Here is a 17,523-nt window from a genome sequence, read left to right as displayed (position 1 = left end):
GACATTAGCGGAGCACTAACATGATCCAAGAACAGACTATGCTGACCGTGGCCGACAACTCCGGTGCACGTCGCGTAATGTGTATCAAGGTTCTAGGTGGCTCGCACCGTCGCTACGCAGGCGTCGGCGACATCATCAAAATTACCATCAAGGAAGCAATTCCTCGCGGTAAGGTGAAGAAAGGCGATGTGCTGAAGGCGGTAGTGGTGCGCACCAAGAAGGGTGTTCGTCGCCCGGACGGTTCTGTCATTCGCTTCGATGGTAATGCTTGCGTTATTTTAAACAATAACAGCGAACAGCCAATCGGCACGCGTATTTTTGGGCCGGTAACTCGTGAACTGCGTAATGAGAAGTTCATGAAAATTATCTCTCTGGCACCAGAAGTACTCTAAGGAGCGAAACCATGGCAGCGAAAATCCGTCGTGATGACGAAGTTATCCTGCTTACCGGTAAAGATAAAGGTAAGCGCGGTAAAGTTAAAAATGTCCTGACTTCTGGTAAGGTCATTGTTGAAGGTATCAACCTGGTTAAGAAACATCAGAAGCCTGTACCGGCCCTGAACCAACCAGGCGGCATCGTTGAAAAAGAAGCTGCAATTCCGGTTTCTAACGTTGCACTCTTCAACACGGCAACTGGCAAGGCGGACCGTGTAGGCTTTAGATTCGAAGACGGCAAAAAAGTACGTTTCTTCAAGTCTAACAGCGTAACTATCAAGTAATTTGGAGTAGTACGATGGCGAAACTGCATGATTACTACAAAGACGATGTCGTAAAAAAACTCATGGCTGAGTTTGGTTACAATTCTGTCATGCAAGTCCCTCGGGTCGAGAAGATCACCCTGAACATGGGTGTTGGTGAAGCGATCGCTGACAAGAAACTGCTGGATAACGCAGCAGCTGACCTGGCAGCAATCTCCGGTCAAAAACCGTTGATCACCAAAGCACGCAAATCAGTTGCAGGCTTCAAAATCCGTCAGGGCTATCCGATCGGCTGTAAAGTAACCCTCCGCGGCGAACGCATGTGGGAGTTCTTTGAGCGTCTGGTCTCCATTGCTGTTCCACGTATTCGTGACTTCCGCGGCTTGTCTGCTAAGTCTTTCGATGGTCGTGGTAACTACAGCATGGGCGTGCGTGAACAGATCATCTTCCCGGAAATCGATTATGATAAAGTCGATCGCGTTCGTGGTTTAGATATTACTATCACCACTACTGCGAAATCCGATGATGAAGGCCGTGCATTGCTGACAGCCTTTAACTTCCCGTTCCGCAAGTAAGGCAGGGTTACTAATGGCTAAGCAATCCATGAAAGCACGCGAAGTCGTTCGCGTAAAACTGGCTGATAAATACCGCGCTAAACGCGAGGAATTGAAAGCTATTATCTCTGGTGTGAACTCATCCGACGAAGATCGTTGGGATGCAGTTCTTAAGCTGCAGTCTCTGCCGCGTGATTCCAGCCCGTCTCGTCAGCGTAACCGCTGCCGTCAAACTGGTCGTCCGCATGCTTTCCTGCGGAAGTTCGGGTTGAGCCGTATTAAGGTCCGTGAAGCCGCTATGCGCGGTGAAATTCCGGGTCTTAAAAAGGCTAGCTGGTAATTGTCACCAATTGAATCACGGGAGTAAAGACAGATGAGCATGCAAGATCCGATCGCGGATATGCTGACCCGTATCCGTAACGGTCAAGCCGCGAACAAAGTTGCGGTCACCATGCCTTCCTCCAAGCTGAAAGTGGCTATTGCCAACGTGCTGAAGGAAGAAGGCTACATTGAAGAATTTAAAATCGAAGGCGACGCCAAACCTGAACTGGAATTAGTACTGAAGTACTTCCAGGGCAAGGCAGTGGTAGAAAGCATTCAACGTATCAGCCGCCCTGGTCTGCGCATCTACAAGAAAAAAGATGAGCTGCCAAAGGTTATGGCCGGTATGGGTATCGCTGTTATTTCTACCTCTAAAGGTGTTATGACTGATCGTGCAGCTCGCCAGGCTGGTCTTGGTGGCGAGATTATCTGCTACGTAGCTTAATCGGGAGGAAAGCATGTCTCGTGTTGCAAAAGCACCCGTCGTCATTCCTGCCGGCGTAGAGGTAAAACTCAACGGTCAGGTTATTTCGATTAAGGGTAAAAACGGCGAGCTGTCACGTACTATCCATGACGCCGTTGTAGTTAAACAGGAAGAAAATACACTGACCTTCGGTCCGAACGAAGGTTTTGTAGACGGCTGGGCCCAAGCGGGTACCACTCGTGCACTGTTGAACTCTATGGTTATAGGTGTTACCGACGGCTTCACTAAAAAGCTTCAATTGGTAGGTGTTGGTTATCGTGCTGCTGTTAAAGGCAATGTGGTGAATTTGGCCTTAGGCTTCTCTCACCCAGTCGAGCACCAACTGCCGGAAGGCGTTACTGCAGAATGTCCTACCCAGACTGAAATCGTGCTGAAAGGCGCTGATAAACAAGTCATTGGTCAGGTTGCTGCGGATTTACGTGCCTACCGTCGTCCTGAGCCTTATAAAGGCAAGGGTGTCCGTTACGCCGACGAAGTCGTGCGTACCAAAGAGGCTAAGAAGAAGTAAGGTAACACTATGGATAAGAAATCTGCTCGTATCCGTCGTGCGACCCGCGCACGCCGCAAGCTCAAGGAATTGGGTGCGACTCGCCTGGTGGTACATCGTACCCCGCGTCATATTTACGCACAGGTTATCGCACCAAACGGTTCTGAAGTATTAGTTGCTGCATCTACTGTAGAAAAAACTATTACTGAGCAACTGAAGTATACCGGCAACAAAGATGCTGCCACTGCTGTAGGTAAAGCTATCGCAGAACGCGCATTGGAAAAAGGGATCACGAAAGTATCCTTTGACCGTTCCGGTTTCCAATATCATGGTCGAGTCCAGGCACTGGCAGATGCTGCCCGTGAAGCTGGCCTTCAGTTCTAAGGAAGAGGTTTAAGATGGCTCACATCGAAAAACAAGCTGGCGAACTGCAGGAAAAGCTGATCGCGGTAAACCGCGTATCTAAAACCGTAAAAGGTGGCCGTATCTTCAGCTTTACCGCACTGACAGTAGTTGGTGATGGTAACGGTCGCGTTGGTTTTGGCTACGGCAAAGCACGCGAAGTTCCGGCAGCGATCCAGAAAGCGATGGAAAAAGCCCGTCGCAACATGATGAATGTCGCGCTGAATAGCGGCACCCTGCAGCATCCTGTTAAAGGTGCTCATACGGGTTCCCGTGTGTTCATGCAGCCGGCTTCCGAAGGTACCGGTATTATTGCCGGTGGTGCAATGCGCGCCGTCCTGGAAGTTGCAGGGGTTCATAACGTATTAGCTAAAGCTTACGGTTCTACAAACCCAATTAACGTGGTTCGTGCAACTATTGATGCTCTGGCAAATATGAAATCCCCACAAATGGTCGCTGCCAAGCGTGGTAAATCCGTTGAAGAAATTCTGGGGTAATTAACCATGGCAAAGACTATTAAAGTTACACAAACTCGCAGTTCCATTGGCCGTCTGCCGAAGCATAAAGCTACTCTGCTTGGTCTGGGTCTGCGTCGTATTGGTCACACCGTTGAGCGCGAGGATACTCCTGCTGTACGCGGTATGATCAACCTGGTTTCCTACATGGTTAAGGTTGAGGAGTAAGAGATGCGTTTAAATACTCTGTCTCCGGCTGATGGTGCCAAACAAGCGCCTAAGCGTGTAGGTCGTGGTATCGGTTCTGGCCTGGGTAAAACCGCTGGTCGTGGTCACAAAGGTCAGAACTCACGTTCTGGCGGTGGCGTACGTCGTGGTTTTGAAGGTGGTCAGATGCCTTTATATCGTCGTTTGCCGAAATTCGGCTTCACCTCCCGCAAAGCTATGATCACGGCAGAAGTTCGTCTGTCTGAACTGGCTCTGGTGGAAGGCGACGTGATCGACCTGAACGCGCTGAAAGCCGCTAACGTAGTTGGTATCCAGATTGAATTCGCGAAAGTAATCCTTTCAGGCGAAGTCGGTCGTGCGGTAACTCTGCGTGGTTTGCGTGTCACCAAAGGCGCTCGTGTTGCTATCGAAGCTGCTGGCGGTAAAATTGAGGAATAAGTAGCAGATGGCTAAGCAACCGGGGTTAGATTTCCAAAGTGCCAAGGGTGGACTAGGCGAACTGAAGCGCAGACTTTTGTTTGTTATCGGTGCGCTGATTGTTTTCCGTATCGGCTCTTTTATTCCGATCCCTGGTATTGATGCCACTGTACTTGCCAAATTGCTCGAACAGCAAAGAGGCACCATCATTGAAATGTTTAACATGTTCTCTGGTGGTGCTCTTAGCCGTGCTTCTATCTTTGCTCTGGGAATCATGCCGTACATTTCGGCATCGATTATTATCCAGCTCTTAACGGTGGTTCATCCGGCGTTAGCAGAAATTAAGAAAGAAGGGGAGGCTGGCCGTCGTAAGATTAGTCAGTATACCCGCTACGGTACGCTGGTATTGGCAGTGTTTCAGTCGATCGGTATTGCTACCGGTCTTCCGAATATGCCTGGTATGCAGGGCTTGGTGTTAAATCCAGGCTTTGCGTTCTACTTTACTGCAGTAGTGAGCTTAGTTACCGGGACAATGTTCCTGATGTGGCTGGGTGAACAGATTACTGAACGAGGTATCGGTAACGGTATTTCAATCATTATCTTTGCAGGTATCGTAGCGGGTCTCCCGCCAGCAGTTGCCCATACTATCGAACAAGCTCGGCAAGGCGACCTGCACTTCCTCCTGTTGCTGTTGGTTGCAGTTTTAGTGTTTGCAGTGACTTTCTTTGTGGTGTTTGTTGAACGTGGCCAACGTCGTATTGTCGTTAACTACGCTAAACGCCAACAAGGTCGTCGTGTTTATGCAGCACAGAGCACGCACTTACCGTTGAAAGTGAATATGGCTGGGGTTATCCCTGCAATCTTCGCTTCCAGCATAATTCTGTTCCCTGCCACGATTGCATCATGGTTTGGGGGCGGGACTGGTTGGAACTGGCTGACTACGATTTCGCTGTATTTGCAGCCTGGACAACCGCTTTATGTGTTACTCTATGCGACTGCAATCATCTTCTTCTGTTTCTTTTATACTGCGCTGGTGTTCAACCCGCGTGAGACAGCAGATAACCTGAAGAAGTCCGGTGCATTTGTACCAGGAATTCGTCCGGGAGAGCAAACGGCGAAGTACATCGATAAAGTAATGACTCGCTTAACCTTAATTGGTGCGATGTATATTACTTTCATCTGCCTTATCCCGGAGTTCATGCGTGACGCGATGAAAGTTCCATTCTACTTTGGTGGTACTTCTCTACTCATCGTAGTCGTTGTCATTATGGACTTTATGGCTCAAGTGCAAACTCTGATGATGTCAAGTCAGTACGAGTCTGCATTGAAGAAAGCAAACCTGAAAGGCTATAACCGCTAATCTGGTGCGTTTGAGAAGTTACGGAGAGTAAAAATGAAAGTTCGTGCTTCCGTCAAGAAATTATGTCGTAACTGCAAAATTGTTAAGCGTAACGGTATCGTTCGCGTAATCTGCAGCGCAGAACCGAAGCATAAACAGCGTCAAGGCTGATTATCTCGCATATTTTTCTTGCAAAGTTGGGTTGAGCTGGCTAGATTAGCCAGCCAATCTTTTGTATGTAAGCAGCAATACTATTTGAGTATCCTGAAAACGGGCTTTTCAGAATGGTATTGCCGTATATAAATAGTAGGAGTGCATAGTGGCCCGTATAGCAGGCATTAACATTCCTGATCAGAAACATACCGTGATCGCATTAACTTCGATCTACGGCATCGGTAAAACCCGCTCACAGTCTATCTGTGCTGCATCCGGTATTGCTGAAAATGTTAAGATCAGTGAGCTGTCTGAAGAGCAAATCGAAAAACTGCGTGACGAAGTTGCCAAGTTCATTGTTGAAGGTGATCTGCGTCGTGAAGTCACCCTGAGCATCAAGCGTCTTATGGACCTTGGAACTTATCGTGGTTTGCGTCATCGTCGTGGTCTTCCAGTACGCGGTCAGCGTACCAAGACTAACGCACGTACCCGTAAGGGTCCGCGTAAACCGATCAAGAAATAATCGGGGTGATTGAATAAATGGCAAAGGCACCTGTTCGTACACGTAAACGTGTAAGAAAACAAGTCTCTGACGGCGTGGCTCATATCCATGCTTCTTTCAACAACACCATTGTTACCATTACCGATCGTCAGGGTAATGCTTTGGGTTGGGCAACAGCTGGTGGTTCCGGTTTCCGTGGTTCTCGTAAATCCACTCCGTTCGCAGCTCAGGTTGCAGCAGAGCGCTGCGCTGACGCAGTGAAAGAATACGGTATCAAGAATCTGGAAGTTATGGTTAAAGGACCTGGTCCTGGTCGTGAGTCTACTATCCGCGCGTTAAACGCGGCTGGTTTCCGCATCACTAATATTACTGATGTGACTCCTATCCCTCATAACGGTTGTCGTCCGCCGAAAAAGCGTCGCGTATAACGCTGCTTTTAGGTTTGTTGGAGAGAGAAAATGGCAAGATATTTGGGTCCTAAGCTCAAGCTTAGCCGTCGTGAGGGCACAGATTTATTCCTTAAATCTGGCGTTCGCGCGATCGATACCAAGTGTAAAATTGAACAAGCTCCTGGTCAGCATGGTGCGCGTAAACCGCGTCTGTCTGATTACGGTGTACAGTTACGTGAAAAGCAAAAAGTTCGCCGTATCTTCGGTGTTCTTGAGCGTCAGTTCCGTAACTATTATAAAGAAGCAGCACGCCTGAAAGGCAACACCGGTGAAAACCTGTTGCAACTCCTGGAAGGTCGTTTGGACAACGTTGTTTATCGTATGGGCTTCGGCGCTACTCGTGCGGAATCGCGCCAGTTAGTTAGCCACAAAGCTATCATGGTAAACGGTCGCGTTGTTAACATCGCTTCTTATCAGGTATCTCCGAATGACGTTGTCAGCATCCGAGAGAAAGCTAAAAAGCAATCTCGTGTGAAGGCCGCTTTGGAGTTGGCTGAACAGCGTGAAAAGCCGACTTGGCTTGAAGTTGATGCTGCTAAGATGGAAGGTGTGTTCAAGCGTATGCCTGAACGTACTGATCTGTCTTCCGACATTAACGAACACCTGATCGTCGAGCTTTACTCTAAGTAAAGCTTAGTACCAAAGAGAGGACACAATGCAGGGTTCTGTGACAGAGTTTCTAAAACCGCGCCTGGTAGATATCGAGCAAGTCAGTTCGACGCACGCCAAGGTGACCCTTGAGCCTTTAGAACGTGGCTTTGGCCATACTTTAGGCAACGCACTGCGCCGTATTCTGCTTTCATCCATGCCGGGTTGCGCGGTGACCGAGGTTGAGATTGATGGTGTACTGCATGAGTACAGCACCAAAGAAGGCGTACAGGAAGATATCCTGGAGATCCTGCTCAACCTGAAAGGGCTGGCGGTGAGAGTTCAAGGGAAAGATGAAGTTATTCTTACCCTGAATAAGTCTGGCATTGGCCCTGTGACTGCAGCCGACATTACCCATGATGGTGATGTCGAAATCGTCAAGCCGCAACATGTCATCTGCCATCTGACCGATGAGAACGCAGCTATTAGCATGCGCATCAAAGTTCAACGTGGTCGTGGATATGTACCGGCGTCTGCCCGAATTCATTCGGAAGAAGATGAGCGCCCAATTGGTCGTCTGTTAGTAGATGCATGCTACAGCCCTGTAGAGCGAATTGCCTACAATGTTGAAGCAGCGCGTGTAGAACAGCGTACTGATTTGGACAAGCTGGTTATCGAAATGGAAACCAACGGTACGATCGATCCTGAAGAGGCGATCCGTCGTGCGGCAACCATTCTTGCTGAACAACTTGAAGCTTTCGTTGATTTACGTGATGTACGTCAACCGGAAGTCAAAGAAGAGAAGCCGGAATTCGATCCAATCCTGCTGCGCCCTGTTGACGATCTGGAATTGACTGTCCGCTCTGCTAACTGCCTTAAAGCAGAAGCAATCCACTACATCGGTGATCTGGTACAGCGTACCGAGGTTGAGTTACTTAAAACACCTAACCTGGGTAAAAAATCTCTTACTGAGATCAAAGACGTACTTGCGTCCCGTGGTTTGTCACTAGGCATGCGCCTGGAAAACTGGCCACCAGCAAGTATTGCTGACGAGTAACCGGATCACAGGTTAAGGTTTTACTGAGAAGGATAAGGTCATGCGCCATCGTAAGAGTGGTCGTCAACTGAACCGTAACAGCAGCCACCGACAGGCTATGTTCCGTAACATGGCCGGCTCTTTGGTTCGTCATGAGATCATCAAGACGACCCTGCCGAAAGCGAAAGAGCTGCGTCGCGTTGTTGAGCCGCTGATTACTCTTGCCAAGACCGACAACGTTGCAAATCGTCGTCTGGCATTCGCCCGTACTCGTGATAACGAGATCGTGGCAAAACTGTTTAATGAACTGGGCCCGCGTTTCGCGAGCCGTGCCGGTGGTTACACTCGTATTCTTAAGTGTGGTTTCCGTGCAGGCGACAATGCGCCGATGGCATACATCGAGCTCGTTGATCGTGCAGAGTCAAAAGCAGAAGTAGCAACTGCTGAATAATCTGTAGATGCATGAAAAAACCGGGCTTGCCCGGTTTTTTTACATCTAAAATTTATCCCTTCCATAATTTCTTTCTCTGCGCCATTCTGAATTACCCTTGTTTTCGCGCTACTCTGTACTAATGAATCACATTTAATGTTGGCGAGGCTCTGCCATGTTTTTGGTTGATCAATGGGTGGAAAAATACATCAAAGAAGCGATTGCTAGAGGCGAGTTCGAAAACTTATCCGGTAAAGGCAAGCCATTGGTTTTAGATGATGACAGTGCGGTGCCTGCAGAACTCCGGGTTGCTTATCGTATTCTCAGGAATGCGGGGTATTTACCTCCTGAGTTGCAAGATCGTAAGGAAGCTCTCGAGTTAGAACATATGCTTAGATGCTTGGCGCCGAATGATCCAGAGTTGTGCGTCATTGAGAAGCGCCTTCAACTGCTCAAGTTAAGATTACAACGGTCGGGCATGAATACAGATTTTATTGATGGGTGTTATAACGACGCCATTAGAGGGAAATTTAAAGGTGAGTAAACATGTTTAAAATTGGCGAATTAGCCCGGCTCGCAAATGTTTCGAATGATACTGTTCGCTACTATGAAAAGCAGGGGATGATGAGTTCAGCACAACGTGACAGTTCGGGGTATCGTCAATATGATGACAATGATCTGCAAAGACTGCGCTTCATTCGGTACGCCAAATCAACAGGCTTCACTCTGGAAGCGATCAGAGAATTACTGTCGATTCGAATTGATCCAGCTCATCATACCTGCCAGGAATCAAAGTCGATTGTTGAGGAGCGGCTTGCAGAAGTTGAGCTCAAACTGAAGGAGCTTGAGCGCATGAAAGAATCGCTTCAGAGGTTGAGCAAGGCGTGCTGCGGTTCTTCACACTCAAGCATCAGCTGTTCTATCCTCGAAGCATTAGAGGACGGGGCTGGAAAAGTGACATTGAAATCCCTTTCACATGAAGAATGAACGCAGTATGATGCGGCGGTATTTTAGGCAGTTAATGATTAAACTGAGGAATTTATGAGTAACTACAAGCACCAGAAAGGCATTATTCAGGAAAATGCGTTACAAGCACTTTTGCATGATCCGCTCTTTAAGCAGCGAATAGAAAAGAATCTGAAGGGAAAAGGCAGTTACCGTCGCAAAGAAAAAAATGGAAAAGGGCGTTATCTGGAGGGCAGTGTTGAGTGTTTTACGAATATTCAACACTGCCCTTCATAAGCAAGCCCGAATGAGGGTTCTGAGTCCCTTAGAACTTCGGTGTCTGTTGCTCTTTTAACAAGTCACGTATTTCTGCTAACAGTGTTTCTTCTGCGGTCGGTTTAGGCGGTGCAGAGGGTACATCTTCTTGTTTCCGACGCATCTTATTCATCAGTGTAATCGCACAAAAAATGGCTAATGCAACAATAATGAAATCAAAGATGTTCTGGATAAAGACACCGTAATGCATCACAACGGCGGGTACTGTGCCCTGCGCTTCCCGGAGTACCAGAGTAAACTGTTTGAAATCAACGCCACCGATAAGTAATCCCAGTGGCGGCATAATAATGTCAGCAACCAGTGATGATACTATTTTCCCAAATGCGGCACCGATGATGACACCTACAGCCAGGTCAACCACGTTGCCTCGCATGGCAAACTCACGAAACTCTTTCATAAAACTCATAAAATTCTCCTTGGCAAATTCAACAATTGTGTCAAACAAAGTAAAGACCATTTGTAGCGTCTTCGCTACAAAACTTAGCTTCAGAAATCTATTTTAAACAAAACCTGTCGAGCTGTGTGCGTTATAAGAAGAACGGACTTGGCTGGAACAAACGTTCAACGTCTCTGACAAACTTTTTGTCGGTGATGAACATGACGACATGATCACCTTGTTGTATCCTGCTGTTTCCGTTAGCAATGATGACTTCATTACCGCGAACAATAGCCCCGATCGTTGTGCCAGGCGGAAGCTTAATTTGTTCGACAGTACGGCCAACTACCTTTGACGTAGTTTCATCGCCATGCGCAATCGCCTCGATCGCCTCAGCTACTCCCCGGCGCAATGATGAAACGCTCACAATATCCGCTTTTCTCACGTGACCCAGCAGAGCTGATATGGTGGCTTGTTGAGGTGAAATAGCGATATCAATAACGCTGCCTTGAACCAGGTCGACATAAGCGCTGCGTTGAATAAGCACCATGGCTTTCTTAGCGCCCATACGTTTGGCAAGCATGGCGGACATAATATTGGCTTCATCGTCATTGGTGATCGCGATAAATACATCTACTTGTTCGATGTGTTCTTCTGCCAGCAATTCTTGGTCGGACGCATCACCGTAAAACACGATAGTGTCTTGCAGAAGTTCCGCCAGTTCAGCGGCACGTTGCTGATCCCGTTCGATGAGTTTTACGCTGTAATTTTTCTCAAGCTTTTGTGCCAGCCCAGCTCCAACGTTGCCACCACCCACAATCATGATTCGTTTGTAAGGCTTTTCAAGCCGCTGAAGTTCACTCATTACCGCACGTATGTGCTGAGAGGCTGCGACAAAGAACACTTCATCGCCTGCTTCTATAATTGTTGAACCCTGGGGACGTATCGGACGTTCGTGGCGGAATATCGCAGCAACACGGGTTTCAATATGTGGCATGTGCTCACGCATTGATGAAAGGGCATTTCCCACCAGCGGACCACCGTAATAGGCTTTAACCGCAGCAATGCTGACTTTACCTTCGGCAAAGTTTACGACCTGAAGTGCGCCTGGATACTCAATCAGTTTGTAGATGTAGTCCGTGACTAACTGCTCAGGAGAAATCAAATGATCAATGGGCACCGCTTCAGGATTGAAGAGCTTTTCCGATTCACGGATATATTCAGTCGAGCGTATTCGGGCAATGCGATTGGGTGTGTTGAATAATGAATACGCTATCTGACAGGCCACCATATTAGTTTCATCGGAGTTTGTGACTGCCACTAACATATCGGCATCTTCGGCGCCGGCTTCGCGTAAAACGCGCGGGTGAGAGCCATGACCTTGCACGACGCGCAGATCGAACTTGTCCTGGAGCTGACGTAAACGAACGGTATTAGTATCAACAACGGTAATATCGTTGTTTTCGCCTACCAGGTTTTCGGCGAGCGTTCCGCCAACTTGCCCGGCACCGAGAATGATTATTTTCATATGATTCTCTGCTTTGCCTAAAAAGTATCAGCCTGAGTAGATAGCGCTAATGCAGACGTTTAACGTTTAATCAGTTTAGCGTAATAGAAGCCATCGCCGTCTTCAGCATGAGGCAGATTTTGTCGGCCTGGTTTTTCAGCTGAACCGGTTTCAACCAACATTGCATCGGGATGCGTTTGTAAAAAAGCAGAAATTTGTTCGCTGTTTTCATCGGGCAGAATTGAGCAGGTGGCATAAACCATTACACCCTGACTTTTCAGTCGCGGCCAGACGGCTTCCAGAATTTCTTTTTGCAGTTTTGCGAGTTCCGCAATATCACTATCACGGCGCAGCCATTTGATGTCCGGATGTCTGCGAATAACACCGGTAGCGGAACATGGAGCATCGAGAAGAATTTTATCGAAGACACGGTCGCCAGCCCAGTTTTGTGGCTCGCGGCCGTCACCTTTTTTGACTTCAGCACTCATTTTAAGGCGCTGGAGATTCTCATGGACCCGCTTTAGTCGCTGCTCGTCCACATCGATGGCTAACACATGCGCTTTAGGCGCTGCTTCCAAAATATGTGTGGTTTTTCCGCCCGGGGCGCAGCATAAATCGAGGATCATTTCCCCATCCTGCGGATCCAGCAGATCAACGCTACCCTGTGCCGATGCATCCTGAACTGTCACCCATCCTTCTGCGAATCCTGGCAGCAGGTTCACCTGGCAAGGTGTGACCAGACGAAGTGCATCGCGATACTCGTCATGCGCAATCGCCTCAATCTGAGCTTCGCTCAACAGCTTCAGATACTCATCCCGGGTATGATGCAGACGATTGACGCGTAACCACATCGGTGGTCTTTGGTTATTAGCATCAACGATATTTTCCCATTGTGCGGGATAGGCTTTCTTCAGACGATTTAACAGCCAGCTTGGGTGCAAATGACGGCTGTCATTATTGGCCATTTTCGGAAGTAACTCTTCCTGCTGTCGCTGGAACTGACGCAGAACACCGTTGATCAAACCTTTTAATTGTGGACGTTTGAGTGCTACAGCACCGTCAACGGTTTCTGCCAGAACGGCGTGTGCAGGGATACGGGTATGGATCAGCTGGTATAAGCCAACCATCAGTAAATAATGCAGAGTCCGTTGTTTACCCGTTAATGGTTTTGCCATGAGTTGCTGCAAACACCATTCCAGCTGAGGTAAAACCCTCAGCGTACCGAAACACAATTCCTGCAGTAATCCGCGATCTTTATCTGAGATGTTTTTCTGCAAACCGGGAAGAACGGTGGAAAGCGACAGACCTTTGTCTAATACCTGGCTAATAGCTTGCGCTGCAATACTACGGAGATTATAGGCTGTTTTCATAGTCAAAGAAGCTGAACAATATCAGCATTATCATGGGGATAAGGCCCGGCATTAAGCCGGGCGTAGTCGTAATGGTCAGGCTAAACGAGTGCCTGCGATAAACCATTCACGACGAGAGTTCAGCAAGTCCTGCGCGGACATGGCTTTTTTACCCGAAGGCTGGAGTTGGGTGATATTCAGGATACCGCTGGCGGTCGCAATCTGTATCCCTTTTTTATCTGCGGCGATAATGGTGCCCGGTAGCGCACCAGTTTCATCGGGCAAAGTTTCTGCCAGCCATACTTTCACCGGTTGGTCGTCAATCATGAAATAACTGACTGGCCACGGGTTAAAGGCACGGATGCAACGTTCAAGTTGCTCAGCAGAAAGCATCCAGTCTAAGCGAGCTTCTTCTTTACTGAGTTTTTCTGCATAAGTGACATGCGCTTCATCCTGAACTTCCCGAAGAGCAGTGCCCTTTGCCAGCTGGTGTAGCGTTTCAAGCAACCCAGATGGGCCGAGTAATGCCAGTTTGTTATAAAGTGATGCGCTTGTATCTTCAGGCAAGATATCGCACTCGACCTTATGCAGCATGTCGCCGGTATCCAGTCCCACATCCATCTGCATAATAGTGATGCCCGTTTTAGTATCTCCGGCCCACAGCGAACGTTGGATTGGTGCCGCACCGCGCCAGCGTGGAAGCAGAGAACCATGCACATTGATGCATCCCAGTCTCGGCATTTCCAGTACGGCTTTAGGCAAAATCAGCCCATAGGCAACAACAACCATGATGTCCGCTTCTAACGCGGAAACCAGCGTTTGATTTTCTTCGGGCCGCAAAGATTTAGGCTGGAAAACCGGAATGTTGTTGGCCTCTGCCAGCATTTTTACCGGGCTTGCAGTCAGCTTATTGCCACGGCCAGAGGGGCGATCAGGTTGGGTGAATACACCCACAACCTGATGTTCAGATGTCAAAAGCGCGTCAAGATGACGCGCTGCAAAATCGGGTGTACCGGCAAATATAATCCGCAAAGCAGTATCCTGTGTTACACGAATATTAGTCAGGCCGGGCGTTCAGCTTGGCCATCTTTTCCATTTTCTGACGGATGCGCTGACGTTTCAGTGGAGATAAGTAATCCACAAACAATTTACCGACCAGATGATCCATTTCATGTTGAATGCAGATCGCCAGCAAGTCGTCAGCTTCAAGTTCGAAGCTTTTGCCTTCACGGTCCAGAGCACGAATTTTCACTTTCTCAGCGCGTGGAACAAGGGCACGTTGATCTGGAATCGACAGGCAGCCTTCTTCAATGCCCGTTTCGCCGCTTTTTTCCAGCAACTCAGGGTTGATGAGCACCAGGCGCTCGTCACGATTTTCAGAAACATCAATGACAATAATACGCTGATGGATGTCGACCTGAGTCGCAGCCAGACCAATGCCTTCCTCTGCATACATGGTTTCGAACATATCATCCACGATTTGCTGGATTTTGGCGTCAACTACTTTGACCGGTTTTGCAGTAATGCGAAGCCGCTCGTCTGGGAAATGTAATATCTGTAATACGGACATATTTTTCTGGATCTTTATTCAATTGATTGAAGATATATAGTTTCTATTCTAGACATTTCTCGCTCCGATTGACAGCATCCTCTGCCAATTGAATCACTCGCTAAAAGGCATTGAAACGGAGCGCAGTAATGACACTACAGGAAGTATGGATACGTTTGTCTGCGGTGAAACGGCTCAGCGCTCATCGTGCTGAAGGGATTATCCAGGCTCTGTTTAGTCGGGGGGATTACACGAGGTCCGGGCTTTCTGGTTGCGGACTTTCACCTGAGCAGAGTGATGATTTTCTTCAAATCAACCGGCAATGGCTTTTGGCTTCCCTGAAGTGGCTGGAAGGTGATAACCGCCATCTGGTTACCTTTGACAGTGAGTTTTATCCGCCTCTATTGGCACAGATATCGTCACCTCCGTTAATTCTTTTTGTCGAAGGACAAGCTGGACTGTTGTCATCCCCGCAGATTGCTATGGTTGGAAGTCGCCACTTCACCCACTATGGTGATCACTATGCGCAGGTTTTTGCCGGTGGATTAGTTTGCAGCGGGTTTACCGTCACGAGCGGACTTGCTCTGGGGATAGATGGCATCAGCCATAAAGCCGCTCTGGATTCAGACGGAAACACTGTCGCTGTGCTGGGTAGCGGATTAATGAACCGCTACCCAGCACGTCATTCCAAATTAGCTGACCGCATTCTGGCGCAAGGAGGCGCACTGGTGTCAGAGCATTTAGTCTCCATGCCTCCCATTGCCGCACACTTTCCTCGCAGAAATCGGATTATCAGTGGCCTGAGCGTGGGCGTTTTGGTGGTTGAAGCGACGCTGCGCAGTGGCTCGTTAATCACAGCCCGCTTTGCGCTGGAGCAGGGCAGGGAAATATTTGCTTTACCGGGACCGCTGGGCAGTCTGACTTCAGAAGGAACGCACTGGCTTATCCGCCAGGGTGCTTATCTGGTCACCGAACCCAAGGATATCGCCGAGCATATGGGCAGCGGGTTGACATGGTTTCCGGCGCCTGTGGACTCATCATTGCGGCAAATTCCACAGGATGAGGAAATATGTGCCTCAGAGGCGATTTTTTATGCACAAGATGACGAAGTTGAATTGCCATTTGCTGATGTGTTGGCTAACGTAGAATATGAGGTGACATCTGTTGACGTCGTCGCCGAACGTGCCGGCCAACCTGTGCCAGAAGTGGTAGGTAAACTACTCGAGCTGGAGTTAGCAGGATGGATCGCAGCTGTATCCGGCGGCTATGTCCGAATTAAGAGGGCAGGCCATGTTCGACGTACTAATGTACTTATTTGAAACTTACATTCACAACGAAGCGGAGATGAATGTTGACGAGGATAGGTTAACGGATGACTTGACCGAGGCTGGTTTCCACCGGGCCGATATTCACAATGCGTTGAATTGGCTTGAAAAACTTGCGGATATGCAAGAGGGTGGAACCCCATCTTACATGCTGGATTCTGATCCTTCAGCATTACGAATCTACACCGATGAGGAAACAAACCGGTTAGATTGCATGTGTCGTGGTTTTTTATTGTTCCTCGAACAGATCAAAGTGTTGAATTTCGATACCAGGGAGATGGTTATCGATCGTGTTATGGCTCTGGACACTGAAGAGTTCGATCTTGAAGATCTTAAGTGGGTCGTGCTGATGGTTCTCTTTAATATTCCCGGATATGAAAGTGCGTATCAGCAAATGGAAGAGCTGTTATTTGAAGTTAATGAAGGTTATCTGCACTAACAGATAACAGGTAAAACATAGCGTATGACTAAAGCAGCACTTTTTGCTGAGAAGCAAAATGAATCCTGTCCGGAATGCGGGGCCGGTTTGGTGATCCGTAGTGGTCGCCACGGCCCCTTTCTCAGCTGTTCTTCTTATCCACAATGTCAGTATATTCGACCGCTCAAAGCGCAGGCTGACGGCCATATCGTCAAAGTACTGGATGGGCAGCACTGCCCAAAATGTGAATCGACACTGGTATTGCGTCAGGGCCGTTATGGAATGTTTATTGGATGCAGCCAATATCCCGAATGTGATCATATTGAAGTGATCGACAAACCTGAAGAAACCAGTCTGAGTTGTCCACAGTGCGGCAGCGGGCATCTGTTACAGCGCAAATCACGGTTCGGCAAAGTCTTTCATGCCTGTGATCGCTATCCTGATTGTCAGTTTGCTATTAATAATAAGCCTGTCGCGGGCGAGTGTGCGTATTGCCACTACTCCTTGTTAATGGAAAAGAAAACAGCGCACGGTATTAAATTATTTTGTGCCAGTAAATTATGCGGAAAAGCCGTACAAACGAAAGATAACCTAACAGATGAATAAAGAAGCTGAAAACTCATTTAGCGTAGTGCTTGAAGCACTGCGTCAACAACAAGTGATCGCGTACCCCACAGAGGCCGTCTTTGGTTTGGGATGCGACCCTGACAGTGAACTTGCAGTCGAAGCACTGCTGGCGCTAAAAAAACGTCCTAAAGATAAAGGGCTGATTTTAATTGCTGATAATTATCAGCAACTCCTCCCTTATATAGATGACTCTTTTTTAACTGAGCAACAACGTCAGACAATATGGTCCTCATGGCCCGGCCCCGTCACCTGGGTAATGCCTGCTAAAGTCTCCACTCCTGACTGGCTGACCGGGCGTTTTTCCTCGCTCGCGGTTCGTGTTACGGATCACCCTCAGGTTAAAGAACTCTGCCAGAAATTTGGAAAGCCTCTGGTATCCACCAGCGCCAACCTCAATGGTGAGCCACCTTGTCGTTTCGCAGCAGAAGTCAGTCAGCAATTTGGGAATGAGTTTCCGGTTCTGGCGGGTAATGTCGGCGGAAGAGAAAATCCATCAGAAATCCGGGATGCCCTCACCGGGGATCTCATTCGCCAGGGCTAAGGATCGAG

At 48.4% G+C, this 17,523-nt stretch carries 29 protein-coding genes; 24 read left to right on the top strand and 5 right to left on the bottom strand.

Annotated elements, in window-relative coordinates; genetic code table 11:
- Positions 1 to 20 precede the first annotated feature (20 nt).
- The 20 genes from rplN to ACQZQY_RS03210 all read left to right on the top strand — a co-directional run bounded on the left by rplN (position 21) and on the right by ACQZQY_RS03210 (position 9,784).
- Complete coding sequence (gene rplN / locus ACQZQY_RS03305; protein WP_008457164.1) at positions 21 to 392, top strand: 50S ribosomal protein L14; 372 nt, start codon at positions 21 to 23, stop codon at positions 390 to 392.
- Positions 393 to 403: 11 nt separating this feature from the next.
- Positions 404 to 718 carry a 50S ribosomal protein L24 gene (gene rplX, locus ACQZQY_RS03300; RefSeq protein WP_056778037.1) on the top strand — a complete coding sequence of 105 codons (315 nt, stop codon included), beginning with the start codon at positions 404 to 406 and terminating at the stop codon, positions 716 to 718.
- Between the two features lie 14 nt (positions 719 to 732).
- A complete protein-coding gene (gene rplE, locus ACQZQY_RS03295; protein ID WP_013573695.1) occupies positions 733 to 1,272 on the top strand; it encodes a 50S ribosomal protein L5 in 540 nt (179 codons plus the stop codon).
- A 13-nt stretch (positions 1,273 to 1,285) separates the two neighbouring features.
- On the top strand, positions 1,286 to 1,591 hold the full coding sequence (gene rpsN, locus ACQZQY_RS03290; protein WP_013573696.1) for a 30S ribosomal protein S14: 306 nt from the start codon (positions 1,286 to 1,288) through the stop codon (positions 1,589 to 1,591).
- A 33-nt stretch (positions 1,592 to 1,624) separates the two neighbouring features.
- On the top strand, positions 1,625 to 2,017 hold the full coding sequence (gene rpsH, locus ACQZQY_RS03285) for a 30S ribosomal protein S8 (RefSeq protein ID WP_013573697.1): 393 nt from the start codon (positions 1,625 to 1,627) through the stop codon (positions 2,015 to 2,017).
- A gap of 13 nt (positions 2,018 to 2,030) precedes the next feature.
- The gene (rplF, locus tag ACQZQY_RS03280) at positions 2,031 to 2,564 is read left to right on the top strand and encodes a 50S ribosomal protein L6 (RefSeq protein WP_056778041.1); all 534 of its coding nucleotides are present in this window, start codon (positions 2,031 to 2,033) and stop codon (positions 2,562 to 2,564) included.
- A 9-nt stretch (positions 2,565 to 2,573) separates the two neighbouring features.
- A complete protein-coding gene (gene rplR / locus ACQZQY_RS03275) occupies positions 2,574 to 2,927 on the top strand; it encodes a 50S ribosomal protein L18 (RefSeq protein ID WP_034793671.1) in 354 nt (117 codons plus the stop codon).
- Between the two features lie 14 nt (positions 2,928 to 2,941).
- Positions 2,942 to 3,442: a 30S ribosomal protein S5 gene (gene rpsE / locus ACQZQY_RS03270; RefSeq protein WP_013573700.1), complete on the top strand. Its 501-nt coding sequence runs from the start codon at positions 2,942 to 2,944 to the stop codon at positions 3,440 to 3,442.
- A 6-nt stretch (positions 3,443 to 3,448) separates the two neighbouring features.
- Positions 3,449 to 3,628: a 50S ribosomal protein L30 gene (gene rpmD, locus ACQZQY_RS03265; RefSeq protein ID WP_013573701.1), complete on the top strand. Its 180-nt coding sequence runs from the start codon at positions 3,449 to 3,451 to the stop codon at positions 3,626 to 3,628.
- A gap of 3 nt (positions 3,629 to 3,631) precedes the next feature.
- A complete protein-coding gene (gene rplO / locus ACQZQY_RS03260) occupies positions 3,632 to 4,066 on the top strand; it encodes a 50S ribosomal protein L15 (RefSeq protein ID WP_056778046.1) in 435 nt (144 codons plus the stop codon).
- 7 nt (positions 4,067 to 4,073) lie between these two features.
- Positions 4,074 to 5,405, top strand: a complete 1,332-nt coding sequence (secY, locus tag ACQZQY_RS03255) for a preprotein translocase subunit SecY (RefSeq protein WP_034793668.1) — start codon at positions 4,074 to 4,076, stop codon at positions 5,403 to 5,405.
- Positions 5,406 to 5,438: 33 nt separating this feature from the next.
- Positions 5,439 to 5,555: a 50S ribosomal protein L36 gene (gene rpmJ, locus ACQZQY_RS03250; protein ID WP_012768118.1), complete on the top strand. Its 117-nt coding sequence runs from the start codon at positions 5,439 to 5,441 to the stop codon at positions 5,553 to 5,555.
- Positions 5,556 to 5,703: 148 nt separating this feature from the next.
- The gene (gene rpsM / locus ACQZQY_RS03245) at positions 5,704 to 6,060 is read left to right on the top strand and encodes a 30S ribosomal protein S13 (RefSeq protein ID WP_013573704.1); all 357 of its coding nucleotides are present in this window, start codon (positions 5,704 to 5,706) and stop codon (positions 6,058 to 6,060) included.
- A gap of 17 nt (positions 6,061 to 6,077) precedes the next feature.
- The gene (gene rpsK, locus ACQZQY_RS03240) at positions 6,078 to 6,467 is read left to right on the top strand and encodes a 30S ribosomal protein S11 (protein WP_004929731.1); all 390 of its coding nucleotides are present in this window, start codon (positions 6,078 to 6,080) and stop codon (positions 6,465 to 6,467) included.
- A gap of 30 nt (positions 6,468 to 6,497) precedes the next feature.
- Positions 6,498 to 7,118 carry a 30S ribosomal protein S4 gene (gene rpsD / locus ACQZQY_RS03235; RefSeq protein ID WP_056778049.1) on the top strand — a complete coding sequence of 207 codons (621 nt, stop codon included), beginning with the start codon at positions 6,498 to 6,500 and terminating at the stop codon, positions 7,116 to 7,118.
- A 25-nt stretch (positions 7,119 to 7,143) separates the two neighbouring features.
- Positions 7,144 to 8,133 (top strand): DNA-directed RNA polymerase subunit alpha, encoded by a 990-nt coding sequence (locus tag ACQZQY_RS03230; protein ID WP_002919219.1) that lies wholly within the window; start codon positions 7,144 to 7,146, stop codon positions 8,131 to 8,133.
- Positions 8,134 to 8,173: 40 nt separating this feature from the next.
- Positions 8,174 to 8,563 carry a 50S ribosomal protein L17 gene (rplQ, locus tag ACQZQY_RS03225; RefSeq protein ID WP_013573706.1) on the top strand — a complete coding sequence of 130 codons (390 nt, stop codon included), beginning with the start codon at positions 8,174 to 8,176 and terminating at the stop codon, positions 8,561 to 8,563.
- Positions 8,564 to 8,717: 154 nt separating this feature from the next.
- Positions 8,718 to 9,086, top strand: coding sequence for a DnaJ family domain-containing protein (locus tag ACQZQY_RS03220; protein WP_431296603.1), 369 nt, complete (start codon positions 8,718 to 8,720; stop codon positions 9,084 to 9,086).
- Positions 9,087 to 9,088: 2 nt separating this feature from the next.
- On the top strand, positions 9,089 to 9,529 hold the full coding sequence (zntR, locus tag ACQZQY_RS03215; RefSeq protein WP_056778056.1) for a Zn(2+)-responsive transcriptional regulator: 441 nt from the start codon (positions 9,089 to 9,091) through the stop codon (positions 9,527 to 9,529).
- A 54-nt stretch (positions 9,530 to 9,583) separates the two neighbouring features.
- Complete coding sequence (locus tag ACQZQY_RS03210) at positions 9,584 to 9,784, top strand: alternative ribosome-rescue factor A (RefSeq protein ID WP_056778060.1); 201 nt, start codon at positions 9,584 to 9,586, stop codon at positions 9,782 to 9,784.
- Positions 9,785 to 9,812: 28 nt separating this feature from the next.
- Here ACQZQY_RS03210 and mscL read toward each other — a convergent pair whose 3' ends face one another.
- From mscL to def, 5 genes are all read right to left on the bottom strand, one after another.
- Positions 9,813 to 10,229, bottom strand: a complete 417-nt coding sequence (mscL, locus tag ACQZQY_RS03205) for a large-conductance mechanosensitive channel protein MscL (protein WP_431296602.1) — start codon at positions 10,227 to 10,229, stop codon at positions 9,813 to 9,815.
- A gap of 121 nt (positions 10,230 to 10,350) precedes the next feature.
- Positions 10,351 to 11,727, bottom strand: coding sequence for a Trk system potassium transporter TrkA (gene trkA / locus ACQZQY_RS03200; RefSeq protein ID WP_056778068.1), 1,377 nt, complete (start codon positions 11,725 to 11,727; stop codon positions 10,351 to 10,353).
- Between the two features lie 59 nt (positions 11,728 to 11,786).
- Entirely contained in the window at positions 11,787 to 13,076 is a 1,290-nt protein-coding gene (rsmB, locus tag ACQZQY_RS03195) for a 16S rRNA (cytosine(967)-C(5))-methyltransferase RsmB (RefSeq protein ID WP_431296601.1), read from the bottom strand.
- Positions 13,077 to 13,151: 75 nt separating this feature from the next.
- Complete coding sequence (gene fmt, locus ACQZQY_RS03190) at positions 13,152 to 14,111, bottom strand: methionyl-tRNA formyltransferase (RefSeq protein ID WP_205965117.1); 960 nt, start codon at positions 14,109 to 14,111, stop codon at positions 13,152 to 13,154.
- A gap of 1 nt (position 14,112) precedes the next feature.
- On the bottom strand, positions 14,113 to 14,625 hold the full coding sequence (gene def / locus ACQZQY_RS03185; RefSeq protein WP_056778079.1) for a peptide deformylase: 513 nt from the start codon (positions 14,623 to 14,625) through the stop codon (positions 14,113 to 14,115).
- Positions 14,626 to 14,753: 128 nt separating this feature from the next.
- Between def and dprA the strand changes: the two genes are divergently transcribed.
- From dprA to tsaC, 4 genes are read left to right on the top strand one after another with little or no spacing between them, the layout of a single operon-like run.
- Positions 14,754 to 15,923 carry a DNA-protecting protein DprA gene (dprA, locus tag ACQZQY_RS03180; protein ID WP_431296600.1) on the top strand — a complete coding sequence of 390 codons (1,170 nt, stop codon included), beginning with the start codon at positions 14,754 to 14,756 and terminating at the stop codon, positions 15,921 to 15,923.
- Entirely contained in the window at positions 15,895 to 16,368 is a 474-nt protein-coding gene (locus ACQZQY_RS03175; RefSeq protein WP_056778086.1) for a DUF494 family protein, read from the top strand. The genes dprA and ACQZQY_RS03175 overlap by 29 nt, the downstream gene beginning before the upstream one ends.
- 24 nt (positions 16,369 to 16,392) lie before the next feature.
- On the top strand, positions 16,393 to 16,953 hold the full coding sequence (locus tag ACQZQY_RS03170; RefSeq protein ID WP_431296599.1) for a topoisomerase DNA-binding C4 zinc finger domain-containing protein: 561 nt from the start codon (positions 16,393 to 16,395) through the stop codon (positions 16,951 to 16,953).
- Positions 16,946 to 17,515, top strand: coding sequence for an L-threonylcarbamoyladenylate synthase type 1 TsaC (tsaC, locus tag ACQZQY_RS03165; protein WP_431296598.1), 570 nt, complete (start codon positions 16,946 to 16,948; stop codon positions 17,513 to 17,515). Before ACQZQY_RS03170 ends, tsaC begins: the two co-directional genes overlap by 8 nt.
- The last annotated feature ends 8 nt before the right edge of the window (positions 17,516 to 17,523 follow it).

The organism is Rahnella sp. PAMC25559 (genome assembly GCF_050632365.1).
In the GTDB taxonomy this organism is placed as follows: Bacteria; Pseudomonadota; Gammaproteobacteria; order Enterobacterales; family Enterobacteriaceae; genus Rahnella; species Rahnella rivi.
Note: the sequence above shows the minus strand (reverse complement) of the source record. Positions and strands in the feature narration are given on the sequence as shown.